Source organism: Microbacterium sp. 18062 (assembly GCF_902706225.1).
Lineage (GTDB): Bacteria > Actinomycetota > Actinomycetes > Actinomycetales > Microbacteriaceae > Microbacterium.
The window spans coordinates 37,101-52,776 of sequence record NZ_CACSKB010000028.1 but is presented as its reverse complement, the minus strand read 5'-3'; the positions used below and the strand labels follow the sequence as shown (position 1 = coordinate 52,776).

Annotated in this window: 14 protein-coding genes; 4 read left to right on the top strand and 10 right to left on the bottom strand. The window is 70.1% G+C overall.

Going from position 1 to position 15,676, the window contains the following annotated elements:
* Nucleotides 1-134: 134 nt before the first annotated feature.
* The gene (locus GVL03_RS11690; protein ID WP_159501175.1) at nt 135-578 is read right to left on the bottom strand and encodes a MarR family winged helix-turn-helix transcriptional regulator; all 444 of its coding nucleotides are present in this window, start codon (nt 576-578) and stop codon (nt 135-137) included.
* A gap of 48 nt (nt 579-626) precedes the next feature.
* On the bottom strand, nt 627-1,421 hold the full coding sequence (locus GVL03_RS11685) for a transglutaminase family protein (protein ID WP_159501174.1): 795 nt from the start codon (nt 1,419-1,421) through the stop codon (nt 627-629).
* Between the two features lie 228 nt (nt 1,422-1,649).
* Between GVL03_RS11685 and GVL03_RS11680 the strand changes: the two genes are divergently transcribed.
* The gene (locus GVL03_RS11680) at nt 1,650-3,122 is read left to right on the top strand and encodes an NAD-dependent succinate-semialdehyde dehydrogenase (protein ID WP_159501173.1); all 1,473 of its coding nucleotides are present in this window, start codon (nt 1,650-1,652) and stop codon (nt 3,120-3,122) included.
* A gap of 51 nt (nt 3,123-3,173) precedes the next feature.
* Nucleotides 3,174-4,250, top strand: a complete 1,077-nt coding sequence (locus tag GVL03_RS11675; RefSeq protein WP_159501172.1) for a winged helix DNA-binding domain-containing protein — start codon at nt 3,174-3,176, stop codon at nt 4,248-4,250.
* Between the two features lie 32 nt (nt 4,251-4,282).
* Here GVL03_RS11675 and GVL03_RS11670 read toward each other — a convergent pair whose 3' ends face one another.
* From GVL03_RS11670 to GVL03_RS11635, 8 genes are all read right to left on the bottom strand, one after another.
* The gene (locus GVL03_RS11670) at nt 4,283-4,567 is read right to left on the bottom strand and encodes an HPr family phosphocarrier protein (RefSeq protein WP_159501171.1); all 285 of its coding nucleotides are present in this window, start codon (nt 4,565-4,567) and stop codon (nt 4,283-4,285) included.
* Between the two features lie 43 nt (nt 4,568-4,610).
* Nucleotides 4,611-4,853 carry a PTS transporter subunit EIIB gene (locus tag GVL03_RS11665; RefSeq protein WP_159501170.1) on the bottom strand — a complete coding sequence of 81 codons (243 nt, stop codon included), beginning with the start codon at nt 4,851-4,853 and terminating at the stop codon, nt 4,611-4,613.
* Nucleotides 4,850-5,710: a PRD domain-containing protein gene (locus tag GVL03_RS11660; RefSeq protein ID WP_159501169.1), complete on the bottom strand. Its 861-nt coding sequence runs from the start codon at nt 5,708-5,710 to the stop codon at nt 4,850-4,852. The genes GVL03_RS11665 and GVL03_RS11660 overlap by 4 nt, the downstream gene beginning before the upstream one ends.
* Nucleotides 5,711-5,744: 34 nt before the next feature.
* Complete coding sequence (locus GVL03_RS11655; protein WP_235038138.1) at nt 5,745-7,211, bottom strand: glycoside hydrolase family 1 protein; 1,467 nt, start codon at nt 7,209-7,211, stop codon at nt 5,745-5,747.
* A gap of 65 nt (nt 7,212-7,276) precedes the next feature.
* Nucleotides 7,277-9,238 carry a beta-glucoside-specific PTS transporter subunit IIABC gene (locus GVL03_RS11650; RefSeq protein WP_159501167.1) on the bottom strand — a complete coding sequence of 654 codons (1,962 nt, stop codon included), beginning with the start codon at nt 9,236-9,238 and terminating at the stop codon, nt 7,277-7,279.
* Nucleotides 9,239-9,521: 283 nt separating this feature from the next.
* Nucleotides 9,522-10,367: a carbohydrate ABC transporter permease gene (locus tag GVL03_RS11645; protein ID WP_159501166.1), complete on the bottom strand. Its 846-nt coding sequence runs from the start codon at nt 10,365-10,367 to the stop codon at nt 9,522-9,524.
* The gene (locus GVL03_RS11640; RefSeq protein WP_235038137.1) at nt 10,360-11,286 is read right to left on the bottom strand and encodes a carbohydrate ABC transporter permease; all 927 of its coding nucleotides are present in this window, start codon (nt 11,284-11,286) and stop codon (nt 10,360-10,362) included. The genes GVL03_RS11645 and GVL03_RS11640 overlap by 8 nt, the downstream gene beginning before the upstream one ends.
* Nucleotides 11,279-12,598: a sugar ABC transporter substrate-binding protein gene (locus GVL03_RS11635; RefSeq protein ID WP_159501164.1), complete on the bottom strand. Its 1,320-nt coding sequence runs from the start codon at nt 12,596-12,598 to the stop codon at nt 11,279-11,281. The genes GVL03_RS11640 and GVL03_RS11635 overlap by 8 nt, the downstream gene beginning before the upstream one ends.
* Nucleotides 12,599-12,846: 248 nt before the next feature.
* Between GVL03_RS11635 and GVL03_RS11630 the strand changes: the two genes are divergently transcribed.
* Both GVL03_RS11630 and GVL03_RS11625 read left to right on the top strand, forming a co-directional pair.
* Nucleotides 12,847-14,259 (top strand): LLM class flavin-dependent oxidoreductase, encoded by a 1,413-nt coding sequence (locus GVL03_RS11630; protein ID WP_159501163.1) that lies wholly within the window; start codon nt 12,847-12,849, stop codon nt 14,257-14,259.
* Between the two features lie 132 nt (nt 14,260-14,391).
* Nucleotides 14,392-15,621, top strand: a complete 1,230-nt coding sequence (locus tag GVL03_RS11625) for an acyl-CoA dehydrogenase family protein (protein ID WP_159501162.1) — start codon at nt 14,392-14,394, stop codon at nt 15,619-15,621.
* Nucleotides 15,622-15,676 lie beyond the last annotated feature (55 nt).

The window sequence follows — 15,676 nt, the reverse complement described above, 5'->3', positions numbered from 1 at the left end:
CACGGGGTCGGCGGCGAGGTCGACGATCCGCACCTCCGCGCCGGCAGCGCGGGCGCCGTCGACGTACGCGGCGGCGAGGGCATGGTTCAGGCTGTCGGCGAACGGGGTTCCGACGACGACGAGGATGCGGGTGCTCACGGGGTTCCCTTCTCCCGGACGAGGGCGATCAGCGTCTCGAGGTGACGGTTGAGAGCGACGGGGTCGAAACCGTCGTCCTGCAGTCGTGGATCTGAGAAGAGGCCGGTCACCTCGCCGTCCAGGTCGTCGCCGGCGTCGCGGACCACCGTCGCACCGCGCTCGGTCAGGGTGACGATGACGCGGCGACCGTGATCGGGGTCGGCGGAGGTCGTGATCCAGCCGGCCCCGGCGAGGATCGGCATGCGCTTGCTGACGGCGGCCTTCGAGAGGTTCAGGCAGCCCGCGAGGGTCGTGATGTCGACCGGTTGCAGATCGTCGATCGTGGCGAGGTAGATGAAGTCGCCGATCGAGAGGCCGTAGGCCGCGCGGAGCCGGACGTCCGCGTGCGCGTCGAGCACGGAGACGAGCTCCTGGAGGGTGAAGCTGATGCGATCGGCCACACCTATAGTCAACCAGTTGACACTCCGTGGGTCAATCGGTTGACACTCTCAGCCGATCGGGACGAGCCTGGTGATGTCGTCCGTGGGCAGCTCGTCGGCGACGGCGGTCACCTCCACTGTGTCGAGGTCGGCCCGACCCGACTGCACCGTGAGGAACGCGGTGTCCGCCGCATCCCGCCCGGTCGCGATGCGCACGAGCGTGTCGCGCGGCGCGAGCGTCGTCGCGTCGACCACGCACCATGCATCGTCGACCCACGCCTCGGCGACCGCGTGGAAGTCCATGGGGTCCAGCCCCGGTGCGTAGACCGCGGCCAGGCGGGCGGGGATGCCGCTGGCCCGCAGCAGCGCCACGCACAGGTGCGCATAGTCCCGGCACACGCCCTGGCGGGCGAGCAGCGTGCGCTCGGCCCCGTCGGTCGGCAGGGACGATCCGGGCACGTACATCAGGTGTGTGCCGACCCAGGACGAGACCGCCGCGAGGAGGTCCGCCGCGTGCTCGATGCCGCCGAACTCCGCAGCCGCGGTGGGGGCGAGCACGTCGGACTCCGCGTAGCGGCTGGGACGAAGGTAGCGGATCGGGTCGGCGGCGTCCGCCCGCTCGGCGACGGCTCTCCCGCGGATCGCGGCATTATAGTCCAGCAGCAGGCTCCCCGTCTGTGCGCGCACGCGGTGCAGGCGCGTGCCGTGCGCGTCGCGCACCTCGTCGACGGGCGCCTCGACGCCGTCGACGGACACCCGGAGCGTCTCGTCGGCGTCGTGGCCGGCGGCGACCGCGACGGAGAAGACGAGGTCGGCCGGCTCGGTGACGGTGAGGGCGATGTGCGCGGAGACGTCGCGGTTCATGGACATAGGGTGCCATGCGCAGATGTCGAGCGGGTGTCGATTGACAGTCGAGCGGATGCCGTGCTCCTCACCGTCGATGTACGCGGCGGCGAATCGGAGACTCCTGGGCGCCGCACCGGACAGTGCCGCTCCCGCGGCGTCCCCGTGAGAATGAGGCGACGATGCCCGCGCGATCGCATCCGCGGCGTGCGCGTGGTCCGGATTTCCACCCGCGACGAGGGAGTGCACATGACCGACGACCGTGAGTCCACGCTGCTGGCCGACGTTCCGGACCGGCTGTTCATCGGCGGCGAGTGGCGGGCGGCCGAGGGTGGCGCGACGCTGACGGTGCAGGACCCGGCCACGGGCAGGACCGTCAGGACGATCGCGTCGGCGTCCGTGGCAGACGGCACGGCCGCCCTGGACGCCGCGGTGGACGCGTTCCCCGCGTGGGCGGCGACACCGGCACGTGAACGTGGTGAGCTGCTGCGCCGTGCGTTCGACCTGTTGCAGCAGCGCAAGGAGGACTTCGCCCTCCTCATGACGATCGAGATGGGCAAGCCGCTCGCTGAGGCGCGCGGAGAGGTCGCCTACGGCGGCGAGTTCCTGCGGTGGTTCGGCGAGGAGGCGCCGCGGATCCAGGGCCGGTACGGACCCAACCCCGAGGGGACGGGGCGCATGATCGTGTCGCAGCATCCGGTCGGCCCGTGCTTCCTCATCACGCCGTGGAACTTCCCGCTCGCGATGGCGACCCGCAAGATCGCCCCGGCACTCGCGGCGGGCTGCACCGTGGTCGTCAAGCCGGCGGAGCTGACACCGCTGACGACGCTGTACTTCGTGAAGCTGCTCGAGGACGCCGGACTGCCGGCGGGCGTCGTGAACGTCATCACGACGTCGACCTCGGGCGCGGTCTCGGAGCCGATCATCCGCGACCCGCGGTTGCGCAAGCTCTCGTTCACCGGGTCGACGCCGGTGGGGCAGAAGCTGCTCGAGCAGGCCGCAGGCGGGGTGCTGCGCACCTCGATGGAGCTCGGCGGCAACGCTCCGTTCGTCGTGTTCGACGATGCCGATCTCGACAAGGCGGTGGACGGGGCGATCGCGGCGAAGTTCCGCAATATCGGGCAGGCGTGCACCGCGGCGAACCGCTTCATCGTGCACCGTTCGGTCGCCGACGAGTTCGCACGGCGCGTGACCGAGCGCGTGCGGTCGTTCGGCATCGGGCGCGGCACCGAGGAAGGCGTGACGATCGGTCCGCTCATCGACGACCGTGCCGTGGCGAAGGCGTCGCAGCTGGTCGAGGACGCCGTCTCGCGCGGCGCCGAGCTGCGCACCGGCGGCAGCGCCGTCGACGGCCCGGGCACCTTCTACCAGCCCACGGTCATCGCGAACGTGCGGGCGGGCAGCGACATCCTGCGCGAGGAGATCTTCGGCCCCGTGCTCGCGATCGTGCCGTTCGACGACGAGGACGACGCCGTGCGCCTGGCCAACGACACCGAGTACGGACTCGTGTCGTACGTGTACACCGAGAGCCTCGCACGCGGTCAGCGCATGATCGAGCGTCTCGAGACCGGGATGATGGGGCTGAACGTGGGGGTCGTCTCCAACGCCGCCGCGCCGTTCGGCGGCTGGAAGCTGTCCGGCCTCGGCCGCGAGGGCGGGGCCGAGGGCATCCACGAGTACCTGCAGACCAAGTACACCCTCACCCCGAGCCCGTTCGCCTAGACCAGGCGCGCACGGCGTGCCCGTGTCCGCGGCCTGCGGCAGGATGGTCGCATGACCCGCGAGAGCACGCGCGCCGAGCGACTGTGCGCACACCGGCTGACCGCGCCGGCGGCCGATCCGGTCGCCGCGGCGCGCCACATGCTGGCGGTCCAGGCGCAGGAGTTCTGGGGCGGACGATGGGCGCTCGCGCTGCGGTCCCGGCGGGAGCCGGGGCTCTCCCGCGTCGATGCCGCCTTCGACCGTGGACGGCTCGTGCGCTCGTGGACGATGCGCGGCACCATCCACATCTGCCCCGCGGAGGATCTCGGGTGGCTCCTGGAGGCCACCGCCGAGCGGCAGCTCCGCTCCGCGGCATCCCGACATCGAGAGCTCGGACTCGACGCCGACGCGTTCGCGCGGTCCGAGCGAGCCGTCCGTGCCGCGCTCCGCGGCGGCGGACGTCTCACCCGCGGTGAGGTGAACGCGGTGATCGAGGGAGCGGGCGTCGACACGGCGGGGCAGCGGGGGATCCATCTGCTGCAGGCGCTCAGCTGGCGCGGGGTGCTCTGCCACGGCCCGGTCGTCCCGCGGCCCGGCACGGTCACGCGCGAGCAGTACCTCGTGCTCGTCGAGGACTGGGTGACGGATGCCGCCCGCCCGGCCGATCCGCGCACCGAGCTCTTCGTCCGGTACATCGACGGGCACGGTCCCGCGACCGTGGCCGACTTCGTCTGGTGGAGCGGGCTGACGCTCGGAGCGGCGCGCGACGCCGCGGCGGCGGCCGGCGACCGCGTGGAACGGCGAGGCGACGGGAGCGCCGCGACCTACCGCGCGCGGCGGCGCCCGCGCCGCGATCCCGGGCGTCCGGGTGTCGTCGCGCTGCCGCCGTTCGACGAGTACTACATCTCCTACGCCGACCGCGATGTCGCCTGCGGCCCCGAGCACCGTGCGCTCGTGGGGCCGGGGGCGAACGGGATGGTGCGGCCGACGATCCTCGACGGAGGCGGGGTGGTCGGCACGTGGACGCACTCCCGCGCCGTGGGCCGTCACGACGGGGCGGCACGCGCCGCCGTCTTCCCCGGAGCATCCGTCGACCCCGCTGCCGTGGACGCGGCCCTCGACCGCTACGCCGCGTTCGTGACGGGCTGAGCGGGCGGGAGCCCTCGGTGCGCGCCTGTCGATCAGCCGCCGCCGTCGAGCTCGTCGAGCAGGAGGGCCTCGAGCTCGTCCACGGCCTCCTGCGCCGACACGCCCTCGCCGCGCACGACGAGGACGTCTCCGTACTCGGCGCCGATGCTCAGCAGCGACAGCAGGGACGTCGCGTCCTTCGCCTGGTCGGGAGGCGCTCCCTCGGCGGCGATCGTCAGCGTCGTGCCGCGGTGCTTCGCGGCGGCGCGGGCGATCCTCGATGCCGGCCGGGCGTGCAGCCCGAGCCTGGAGCCGAACGTCACAGCGCGCTCGATCATGGTGTTCCTCTCTCGGGGAGTCGATGGGCGGATGCGGATCGCGTCATCGCAGCAGCTCCGCGATGTCGTCGTACGTGGGCATCAGTGCACGCCGCATCCCGACGTGGAGCTGGCCGGCTCGCGCGACGACGAGCGCGACGTCGTCGAGACCCGCCAACCCGACCCGGTCGGCGGCGTGCTCGTCGACGAGGGTGAAGCGGAGCCGACTCATGCAATGGGTCAGCGAGACGACGTTCGAAGGCCCGCCGACGAGCCGGAGGATCGTCTCGGCCAGCGGCGAGGTCATCCGTCTCCTCCGTGCGCGCGCAACGAGGCGCTGAGCCGTCCGATGTGCAGGGTGAGATAGACGATCTCCTCGGAGGTGATGGCCGATCCCCAGCGACGAGCCAGCAGCTCGGCGACTCCGAGCGCGCACTCGTGCTCGGTGGGCAGCGCCCCGCGTATCTCGTTCTCGAACGGCAGATCGCTGCTCTCGTGCAGGCTCTGCCGCTGCTGGCGCAGGAAGAGGTATCTCAGATGCGTCACGAGCCGGGCGACGGGCAGCGAGTCCTCGTCGACGGCGATGCCGAGGTGCTCGCCGACGATCTGGAGGGATTCGGTGAGCACCTCGGTCATCTGCATCGCGGCCGTGAGATCGGTGGCGCCGAACTGGGCGTTGACGAAGTGCAGCGCGAGCGGGACCACCTCGCCGGCGGGGAGCGTCACGCCGCTGCGTTCGCGCACCACGTCGAGCATCGCGTGCGCGAACTGCACCTCGACCGGGTAGAGCTGCTGCACCTCCCAGCGCAGCGGATACTCGATCTCGGCCGCACCCGCGCGCGCCCGCTGGAGGGCGAAGGACAGGTGGTCGGCGAGGGGGACGAAGAGATGCTCGGTGACCTCGAGACCGAGCCGGTCGGCGGCGGCGCTGACGATCTCCTCGGTCAGCTCGACGTCGGCGGCGGGGATCTCCTGGGCGAACGCCATGAGGCGCTCGGCCGCGTGGGCGTTCCCGGGGACGAAGGTGCGCTCGACGCGCTCGGCGTCGATCTCCATCCCCTGGCTCAGCTCGTAGCCGAGACCGGCGCCCACGAGCACGGCCTCCGCGCCGTCCTCGTCCACGCCGAGCACGACGGAGTTGTTGAGCACTTTCCTGACTCTCATGACGGTCTCCTCCCTGCTGCCTCCAGGCGCCGCGTCACACCGGCACGTCGCCCCCGGATCCGCTGAGATCTGCTCCGTTCGTGGCGATGACCTTCTGGTACCAGTGGAACGAGTCCTTGCGGCGCCGCTCGCCCGTTCCCCGCCCCAGGTCGTCGAGGTCGACGTGGATGAACCCGTATCGCTTCGACATCTGCGACGTCGACAGGCTCACGATGTCGATCGGCGCCCAGCTCGTGTAGCCCATGAGCTCCACGCCCTCGTCGATCGCCTGCCTCATCTGCTCGAAATGGGCGCGGAAGTAGTCGATCCGATAGGGGTCGTGCACGATCCCATCCTCTCCGACGACATCGATCGAGCCGATGCCGTTCTCCACGCAGAACAGCGGCATGCGGTAGCGGTCGTACAGCTCGATCAGCGAGATCCTGAAGCCGACGGGGTCGACCTGCCATCCCCACTCGCTCGAGGACAGGTACGGATTCTTGACCCCGACGATGGTGTTCCCCGGCGCGCGCTCGGCATCGGGATCGATCGACTCGGTGGTCGTCATGTAGTAGCTGAACGAGACGAAGTCGACCGTGTGGTCACGAAGGACCTCCTCGTCGCCCGGCTCGAAGGGCACGACGACGCCCTGCCGCTCAAGCTTGCGCAGGACGAGTCGCGGATAGGCGCCGAGCACCTGCACGTCCGCCGGGAAGTGATTGTCGATGATCTTCTGCTGCGTCGCCGCGACGTCCTCGGGTCGGCACGTGCGCGGATAGGTCGTCAGCTTGGTGAGCATGCAGCCCATCCGGCCGCCCTCGACCAGCTCGTGGCACAGCTGCGTCGCCCGTGCCGACGCGACGAACTGGTGGTGCAGGGCGCTGTAGCTGGCCTGCAGCACGTCTCCCCGGTCGGGGATGACGCCGCCCGACGAGAACGGATGCCGGATGATCCCGTCGATCTCGTTGAACGTGAGCCAGAGCTTGACCAGCGACCCGAAGCGCTCGAAGCACACGCGCGCATAGCGGACGAAGTGCTCGATCACCCGGCGGTCGGCCCATCCATTGTAGGCGAGCGCGAGCGCGAGCGGCATCTCGTAGTGGTGCAGGGTGACCAGCGGCTCGATGTTCAGGCGGCGCATCTCGGTGAACAGCGACTCGTAGAAGGCGACTCCGGCCTCGAGCGGCTCCTCCTCCTCACCGGTCGGGAACAGGCGGCTCCACGAGATCGAGACGCGCAGCGTCCTGAAGCCGAGCTCCGCGAACAGCGCCAGGTCCTCCTCGTAGCGGTGGTAGAAGTCGATGCCGCGCCGCTTGGGATACCTGTCGACGTCGGGATCGGCGAGCGCGGCCTCGATGTCGGCCGTGGTGATCGAGTGCAGGGCGGCGTAGTTCGTGACGTCGACCTTTGGCTTGTAGGCCGTGACGTCCGCGACGGAAGGGCCGCGGCCGTCCACGTTCCATGCGCCTTCGACCTGGTTGGCGGCGAGGGCGCCGCCCCAGAGGAAACCTTCGGGGAACAACTGTGCACACTCCTTCGGTGTTGCGGTTCTTCGGGATCGGGGGTCGTGGGCCGACGGGCCGGGGCTCATGCGTCCCGGACGGCGAGGCGGTGTCGCAGCGTGAGCACCGGGGCCCCTGCTGCCACGGCCCCGTCGACGAGCGGCGCGGACACGTCGACGTCGTCGGGATTGCTGACGACGATCACCGTGGTCGGGTCGTATCCCCTCGCGGTGATCTCCTCGATGTCGGCCTCGATGAGCAGCTCGCCGCGGCTGATGTGCTGCTCGGGCTCGACGTGTGAGACGAAGGGCTCACCGGCGAGTGCCACGGTGTCGATGCCGACGTGGATGAGCAGTTCGACGCCGTCCTCCGACCGCAGTCCCACGGCGTGGGGCATGACGGCGATGACGGTCCCGTCGAACGGCGAGACCACGCGGCCGTCGGCGGGACGGATCGCGAAGCCGGGACCCATCGCTCCGGAGGAGAACAGCTCGTCGTTCACCTCGTCGAGGGGGATGGCGACACCGGCGATCGGGCTGACGAGCTCGACGGCGGACGTGCCGGCGTGCTCCGCGCGACGTTCGGCGGCGGCCTCACGGTCCGCGACCAGCTCGGTCCTGGTGATGCCGAAGAAGTAGGTGAGGATCGCGGCCATCACGAAGGAGACGGCGGTGCCGAGCACCAGCCACAGGAAGGTGTCCCCGAGTCCCAGCGGATCGCCGTAGCCGAGTGGAAGGGTGAGGATTCCCGACAGGCCGTAGCCGTAGACGCGCGCGCCCGCGCCGCCCACGATGGCGCCGCCGACCGCGGCGGACAGCAGACCGATCGCGAAGACCCGCTTGCGCGGCAGCGTCACACCGTAGATGGCGGGCTCGGTGATGCCGAACAGGCCGGCGATCACGGCAGAGCCGGAGATGCCGCGCGTGCGAGGGTCGCGCAGCCGGAGGAACACGCCGAGCGCCGCGCCCGCCTGACCGAAGACGGCCGGCCATACGAGGGGCTTGAAGGTGTCGTACCCGGTGGTGGCCAGGTTGTTGATGAAGATCGGCACCATCGCCCAGTGGACGCCGAAGATGACCAGGACCTGCCAGAGCGCGGCGAAGAGGATGCCCGTGAGGATCGGCGAGAACGACTGGATCGTCAGGAACAGATCGGCGATGCCCTGCCCGACCCAGTTGCCGACGGGGCCGAGCACCAGCAGCGTCGCGGGAAGCGTGACGACCAGCGACACGAGGGGCACGATGAAGTTGCGGACCGAGTCATGGATGCGCGGGGACAGCAGCTTCTCGATCCAGCTCTGCAGATAGACGGCGAGGATGATCGGGATGACCGTGGCCGAGTAGCCCTGCAGCACGACCGGGATGCCGAGGAAGTCGACCGCGCCGCCCGCCTGCTGGAACGCTCGCAGCGGCTGCGAGACGGTCTCTCCCTCGAGGACGAGGCTGACGTTCGCGACCTGCGTGTAGAGCAGCCCGCTCGCCAGCGCCATCGCCGTGTAGATGTTCGCACCGAACTTGCGGGCCGCCGGCACTGCGAGGATGACGGGGAGGAAGAAGAAGAACGCGTCTGCGGCCGTCCACAGGATCGCGTAGGTCGTGGAGGTCGTCGACAGCCATCCCAGCGTGGTGGCGATCATGAGCAGGCCCTTGAGGATGCCTGCTGCGCAGAGAGTGCCGATGATCGGCGCGAAGATGGCCGAGACGACGGCGATGGCGCCGTTGAGCGCACGGGAGAGGATGTTGCCCTGCTTCTGGGCGGCGATGACGGTGCCTGCGCGGCGCTCGCCGCCGCCCAGATCCGTGGAGCGCTCCAGCTCCGCGTAGGCGAGCGGGACGTTGTTGCCGACGACGACCTGGAACTGACCGCCGCTCTCCAGCGCGCTGATCACACCCGGGATCTTTGTGACGGCGTCCTTGTCGGCCCGTTCGGGGTCTTTGAGGACGAATCGGAGGCGAGTCGCGCAGTGGGACACCGAGCTCACATTGGCTTCACCGCCGACGTTCTCGAGCACCTCGGTCGCCAGTCTCGCGTAGTCCACCTTGGCCATGATCTCTCCCTTGAACGACCATCTCGGGCGCCGCTGAGACAAAAAAAAGACCTAGACCCGAAGTCGCCGTCTTCTCGAGACGAGCGATGACTTCACGGTCTAGATCTTGCCTGATCGAATCAGTAACAACCCTAGGATGCTGCCTTGAGGGGCAACGCTCACACCGTATCGCACCATTTGGTCATACCGCAAGGGATCGATGTGGTCAGACCACATCGACGAGGCCTCAGAGATCCGCGCCTCGTCCGCCGGGATCCGTTCCCCTCCTTGGCGGGCGGCGGTCTCAGCGCACGCTGCCGCTCGTCAGCCCGCCGATCAGCCACCGCTGCAGGAACACCGCGGCGGCGAAGACCGGGATCACCCCGATGACGGATGCGGCGGCGATCTTGCCGAAGTGGGGCGTGCGCTCGCCGTAGAACAGCGACAGCACGACCGGCAGGGTCTGCGAGTCGGGGCTCTGGGTGAGGAATGTCGCGAGGAGGAACTCGTTGTAGTTCAGCACACCCACGATGATGCCGATCGCGATCATCGCGGGTGCCATGAGCGGGGCGACGATGAAGGACAGCAGCCGGAAGGAGCCCGCGCCGTCGATGCGGGCGGCCTCCTCGATCTCGACCGGGAGCTTGCGCAGGAACCCCTCCAGCAGCCAGATCGCCACGGGCACGTTCACGAGCGCGTAGACGAGCGTGAGGCCTACGAGCGTGTTGTTGAGCCCCAGCACGCGCAGCAGGGTGAACAGCGGGACCACCGCGACGATCGGTGGCAGCAGCCACGGGCTCATGAGGGTGCCGGCGAGCGTCGCGCCGCCGGTGCGGAACCGCACGATCGCCCACGCGCCCGGCAGGGCGACGGCGGTGGTGAGCAGCGCGCCGCCGATCGCCGCGATGAGCGAGTTCGCGATGCCACGCAGCAGATCCGAGCCGGTGAGCACCTCGATCCAGTTCGACCACTGCGGCACCGCGGGGATCAGCACGCCCTGTCCCGTCTCGTTGCGGCCCATGAGCGACACCGAGACGAGGTAGAGGAGGGGCACGACGAAGAACACCAGCAGCACGGCGAGCACGATCGTGGCGAGGACGCTGCGGTGATCGGTCGACGCGCGGCGGCGCCGGGGGAGGACCTCACTCATGGTTCGCCTGCAATCTGCGCGCGATGAGCGCGACGGGGACGGTGACCACGGTCACGACGACGGCGAGCAGCAGCGTGATGACCGCCGCCTTGCCGAGATCGAACTCGCGCAGGGCCGCCTGATAGATGAGATAGGAGGTCGTGGTGGTCGCCTGCCCGGGACCGCCCGAGGTCATCATGAAGATCAGGTCGAACACCTTGAAGGCGAGGACGAGTCGGATGAAGAAGGCCGCCGCCACGACTCCGGCGATGGCCGGCAGCGTGATGTGGCGGAACAGCCGGAACCCGTGGGCGCCGTCGAGGCGCGCGGCCTCCACGGTCTGCGGATCCTGAGCGATGAGCGCGGTGAACACGAGCAGCGCGATGAGCGGCGTCCACTCCCAGACGTCCGCGAGCGCGATGCCGGGCAGTGCCCACGTCGTCGACGACAGCGGCGCGATCGCGTTCGTGGGGGCGCCGAAGAACCCGAGCACGGTGGCGAGCAGACCCCCGCCCGGGTTGTAGATCAGCTTCCAGAGGGTGCCGACGATGACCGGCGGCGTGATCAGCGGCAGCAGCAGAAGCGTCCGGACGAGTGATCCGCTGCGCACCGCACCGTGCAGGGCGAGAGCCGCGACGACGCCGAGCACGAGGCTCGCCACCGAGACGCCGAGCGCGTAGACGACGGTGCGGCCGAGCGAGGCGACCGCATCCGCATCGCCGAGCACCTTCTCGAACGTCTCGGTGCCCGCCCACTCCTGGAAGGGCCTGCCGAGGGACGACTCGGTGAACGCCGCCGCGACGATGAACAGCAGCGGGTAGACGCCGAGCACGACGAGCGCGAGGACGCTCGGCGCGACGAACAGGCGATGCGCCCACGCCGGGCCCCGGGAGACCCCGGAGCCGCGGCGCGGGCGTACGGCCGGGGCGGCCTCAGCCAAGGAGCTCTTCCCACTCGGCCTGCGTCGCATCGAGGGCCTCCTGCGCGGTGATCTCGCCGGCGATGAGCTTCGCCAGCTCGTCCGTCAGCACCTCGGCGGCCTGCGTCGCGTTCTTGCCCGTCGGCCAGGCGAGTGCCCCGTCCAGGGTCGCGCGGTTGACCTCCTGGAGTGCCGGGTAGGCCTCGCCGTAGGCGTCGCTCTCGAGCGACGAGACGCGGTTCGGGTCGATGCCGGTCTGCGGGTCGGCGACCAGCAGCTCCTCGTTGATCTCGCTGGAAGCCGCCCACTTGATGAAGTCCTGCGCGAGCTCGGTCTTCTCGGTGTTCGCCGCGATGACCCAGGTGAAGCCGGCCACCAGTGACGCCCGCGGCTCTGTGTTGTCGCCGCCGACGGGCAGGAGCGTCACGCCCCACTTGTCGGCGACGGTCGAGTCCGGGTTGATCTGCGACGCGACGCCGAGGTCGGTCCAGTTCTCGATGAACGCGGCCTTGCCTGCGAACCAGGCGGAGTTCCCCTCGCCGAACGCGGTCTCGGCCGGCGTCGGGTAGGCGGAGGCGATCGAGTCGGCGAGCGACTGCGCGGCGGCGACCGCCTCGGGGGAGTTGATCACGGGCTTGCCGTCCGCGTCCACGAACTCGCCGCCGAAGCCGGCGAGACGGTTCGCGAAGCTGGCGCCGAGGATGAGCGGCGACTTCTGGCCGAAGATCACGTTGCCGTAGACGCCGTCCGCGCTCTCGTTCTCGGTGATCACCTGCGACTGCTCGATGTACTCGTCCCAGGTCGCGGGAGGCTCGGTGAAGCCGTTCCGCTCCAGGATCTCGGTGTTGTAGAAGAGCACGTGCGTGTCGCCGTCGAAGGGCAGACCGTAGCGCTGGCCGTCCACGAGCGTGTACGGGTCGTAGATGGACTGGATGAAGTCGTCCTCTTCGATGTCGGGGTTGTCCGCGATCCAGTCGGTGAGGTCCTGGATGGCGCCCGCGTCGGCGAGGTCGCCGATCGAGACGTACCAGGGCGCCGCGACGTCGATCGTGTTCGCGCCGGACTGCTGGTCGAGGGCGAGGGTGTTGCCGATCTCGTCGTAGGGGACGATGACCGGGTTGATCTTGACGCCGGTCTCGGCCTCGTACTCCTCGGCGAGGAGCTTCGATGCGCCCTCGTGCGATGAGATGAGCAGGACCGTGAGCTCCTGGTCGCCGTCGGCGGCGTCGCCGGAGCCTCCGGAGCACGACGCGAGGGTCAGGGCGGCGACCGTGAGCGCGGCGGGTGCGGCGAGCCGGCGCAGGACGCGCGAGCGGCGGGGCGTAGCGGACATGTGGATCCTCCAGGGTGCGAGCGGGGAAGAGCGGGACGTGCAGGACGTGCGGGATGACGGGCTGCGCACCGCACGACTCGTCATTCTGGGGCAGCGCGCACGAGCGCGCGCGGGTCGTGTAAAGAAGCGACATGCGGCACGGAGCGGCGGCGTCCGGTGCGTGTCGTCGTGTGTCGTCCGGGAGGCGTCGCGCCGCACGCGCTGCTAGCTTTCCGAGGCGTGCGCGTTCTGCGCAGGAAGGAACGACGATGAGCTCCCGCATCATCCTCAACGCGTTCGAGATGAGCTGCGTCACCCACCAGGCCCCGGGGCTGTGGCGGCATCCGGAGAACCGGGCCGATCGGTACAACCGGCTCGACTACTGGATAGAGCTCGCGCAGCTGCTCGAGCGCGGCACGTTCGATGCGATCTTCATCGCCGACGTTGTCGGCGTGTACGACGTGTACCGCGACTCGGCGGCGCCTGCGCTGATCGACGCGGCGCAGATCCCGGTGGGCGATCCGCTGCTGCAGGTCCCCGCGATGGCGGCGGCGACGTCGAAGATCGGCTTCGGGGTCACGGTCGCCTCCACCTACGCGCAGCCCTACGCCCTCGCGCGCACCTTCTCGACCCTCGACCACTTCACCGGCGGTCGGGTCGGGTGGAACGTCGTGACCGCGTACCTGAACAGCGCCGCCCGCAACCTCGGCCTCGGCGACCAGATCGCCCACGACGATCGCTACGAGATCGCCGACGAGTTCCTCGACGTCGCCTACAAGCTCTGGGAGGGATCCTGGGAGGACGGGGCGACGATCCGCGACCGTGCGGCGGGCGTGTTCACCGATCCCGCGCGCGTGCACCCGATCGAGCACCACGGCCGGTTCTACGACGTGCCCGGCATCCACCTGTCCGAGCCGTCCCCCCAGCGCACCCCGGTGATCTTCCAGACCGGAGCGTCCCCGCGCGGTCAGGAGTTCGCCGCCCGCCACGGCGAGGCGATCTTCATCAACGGGCTCGTGCCCGACCTCACGCGCCGGGTGACCGACAGCATCCGCGACAAGGCGGAGCAGGTGGGACGCACGCGCGAGTCGGTCAAGATCCTGACCCTCGCGACCGTCATCGTCGCTGAGACCGACGAGGCGGCGCAGGCGAAGTACGCCGACTACCGCGGCTACGTCTCGCTCGAGGGCGCGCTCGCGCTCTACGGCGGCTGGTCGGGCGTGGACCTGTCGACGCTCGACCCCGACCAGCCCCTCCAGTACGTCGACACGGATGCGGCGCGCTCCGCTCTGTCGATCTTCACCAAGGCCGACCCGACCCGGTCGTGGACACCGCGCGACATCGCCGAGTACGTGGGCATCGGCGGCATCGGCCCGGTCATCGTGGGCGGCCCCGAGACGGTCGCCGACGAGCTGGAGCGCTGGATCGAGGTCGGCGGCATCGACGGCTTCAACCTCGCCTACGTCGTGACCCCCGGCACGTTCGAGGACATCGTCGAGCTTCTCGTCCCGGAGCTTCGCCGCCGCGGTCGGGTGTGGGACGACTACGAGGGCGACACCCTGCGCGAACGTCTGAGCGGCAGCGCGGTGGTGCCCGAGTGGCATCCCGCGCACCAGTATCGCGGTGCGTATGCGGAGCGCCGCAGCGCCGCCGACGGCAACGCCTCGCTCGTCGTCACCTGATCCGCCGTAACTCCTCCGATCCGCCGCGTCGGCCGCCCGCCGCCGGTCGAGCGGGTCCGTTCAGGAGGAGTTGCGCTTCGCATCCCATTCGCACCGCCCGGCTCCGCACCATCCCGACCACGAGGAGACGCCATGACCACCGCCGACACGACCGCCACTGCGCGTACGCACTGGAGCGGCACCGCCGACCGCGCCGAGACCGACCGCTGGGACGCGGTGGCGACCGAGGTCGCCGAGACGCTGGGCGTCGATGCGCTCGCCCGTGACCGGGCCAACGCCCAGCCGTTCGCCGAGGCGACGCTGCTGAAGGACTCCGGCCTGGCGACACTGCTCGACCCGGCGGAGCTCGGGGGCGGCGGTGCGCACTGGGAGTCGGCGTTCCGGGCGGTGCGCATCCTCTCGCGCACCGACGCCTCGATCGGACAGCTGCTCGGCTACCACTACATCAACGAGGCGAACGTCGCCCTCGTCGCACCCGCGGAGGAGCGCGAGCGCTGGTTCCGGGCCACCGTCGACGGCCGATGGATCTGGGGTGACTCGGTCAACCCGGTCGATCCGAACCTGACGCTGTCGGTGGACGGCGACGGGTACCGGCTCAACGGCTTCAAGCGGTACTCGACCGGATCGGGCGTCGGCGATGCGCTGCTGATCAACGCGGTCGTCGACGGCGGTGAGCACCACGGCGAGTTCGCGTTCCTCGTGCTGCCCTACGGCCACCCCGGCGTCGAGCTCGTCGACGACTGGGACAACCTCGGACAGCGCCTGTCCGCGAGCAACACCGTCACGTACCGCGACGTGCGGGTCGAGCCCGAGCACGTCCTCGGGTTCGGCACCGACGAGCCCATCCAGAGCATCATCACCCCCGGCATCCAGCTCGTCTTCGGCAACCTCTACCTCGGGCTCGCCCAGGGCGCGCTCGCACAGGCGCGGGAGCTGACGAACGCGCGGCCCAACTCGTGGTTCCTCAGCGGGGTGCCGACCTACAGCGACGACCCGTTCGTGCGGCGGCTGTACGGCGAGCTCGTCTCGCGGGTGGCGGCCGTCGAGGCGCTCGCCGACCGGGTCAACCGGCGGTTCGACGAGGTCGTGGGCGACGGGTGGGCGGTCACCGCCGACGATCGGGCGGCCCTCGAGATCGAGATCGCGCAGCTCAAGGTCGTCTCGAGCGACACCGCCGTCGACGTCGCGAACCGCGTCTTCGAGGCGACCGGCACGAGCTCGACGGCGAACCGCGTGGGCCTCGACCTGCACTGGCGCAACATCCGGACGCACTCCCTGCACGATCCGGTCGACTACAAGAAGCTCGAGGTCGGCGCGAACTTCCTCACCGGCGTCGTCCAGCCCATCTCGCTCTACACCTAAGGCCCGCGGGGCCGGGCACTCCGGCGCCCGCATCCGCTCGCTGCGCACGCACCTG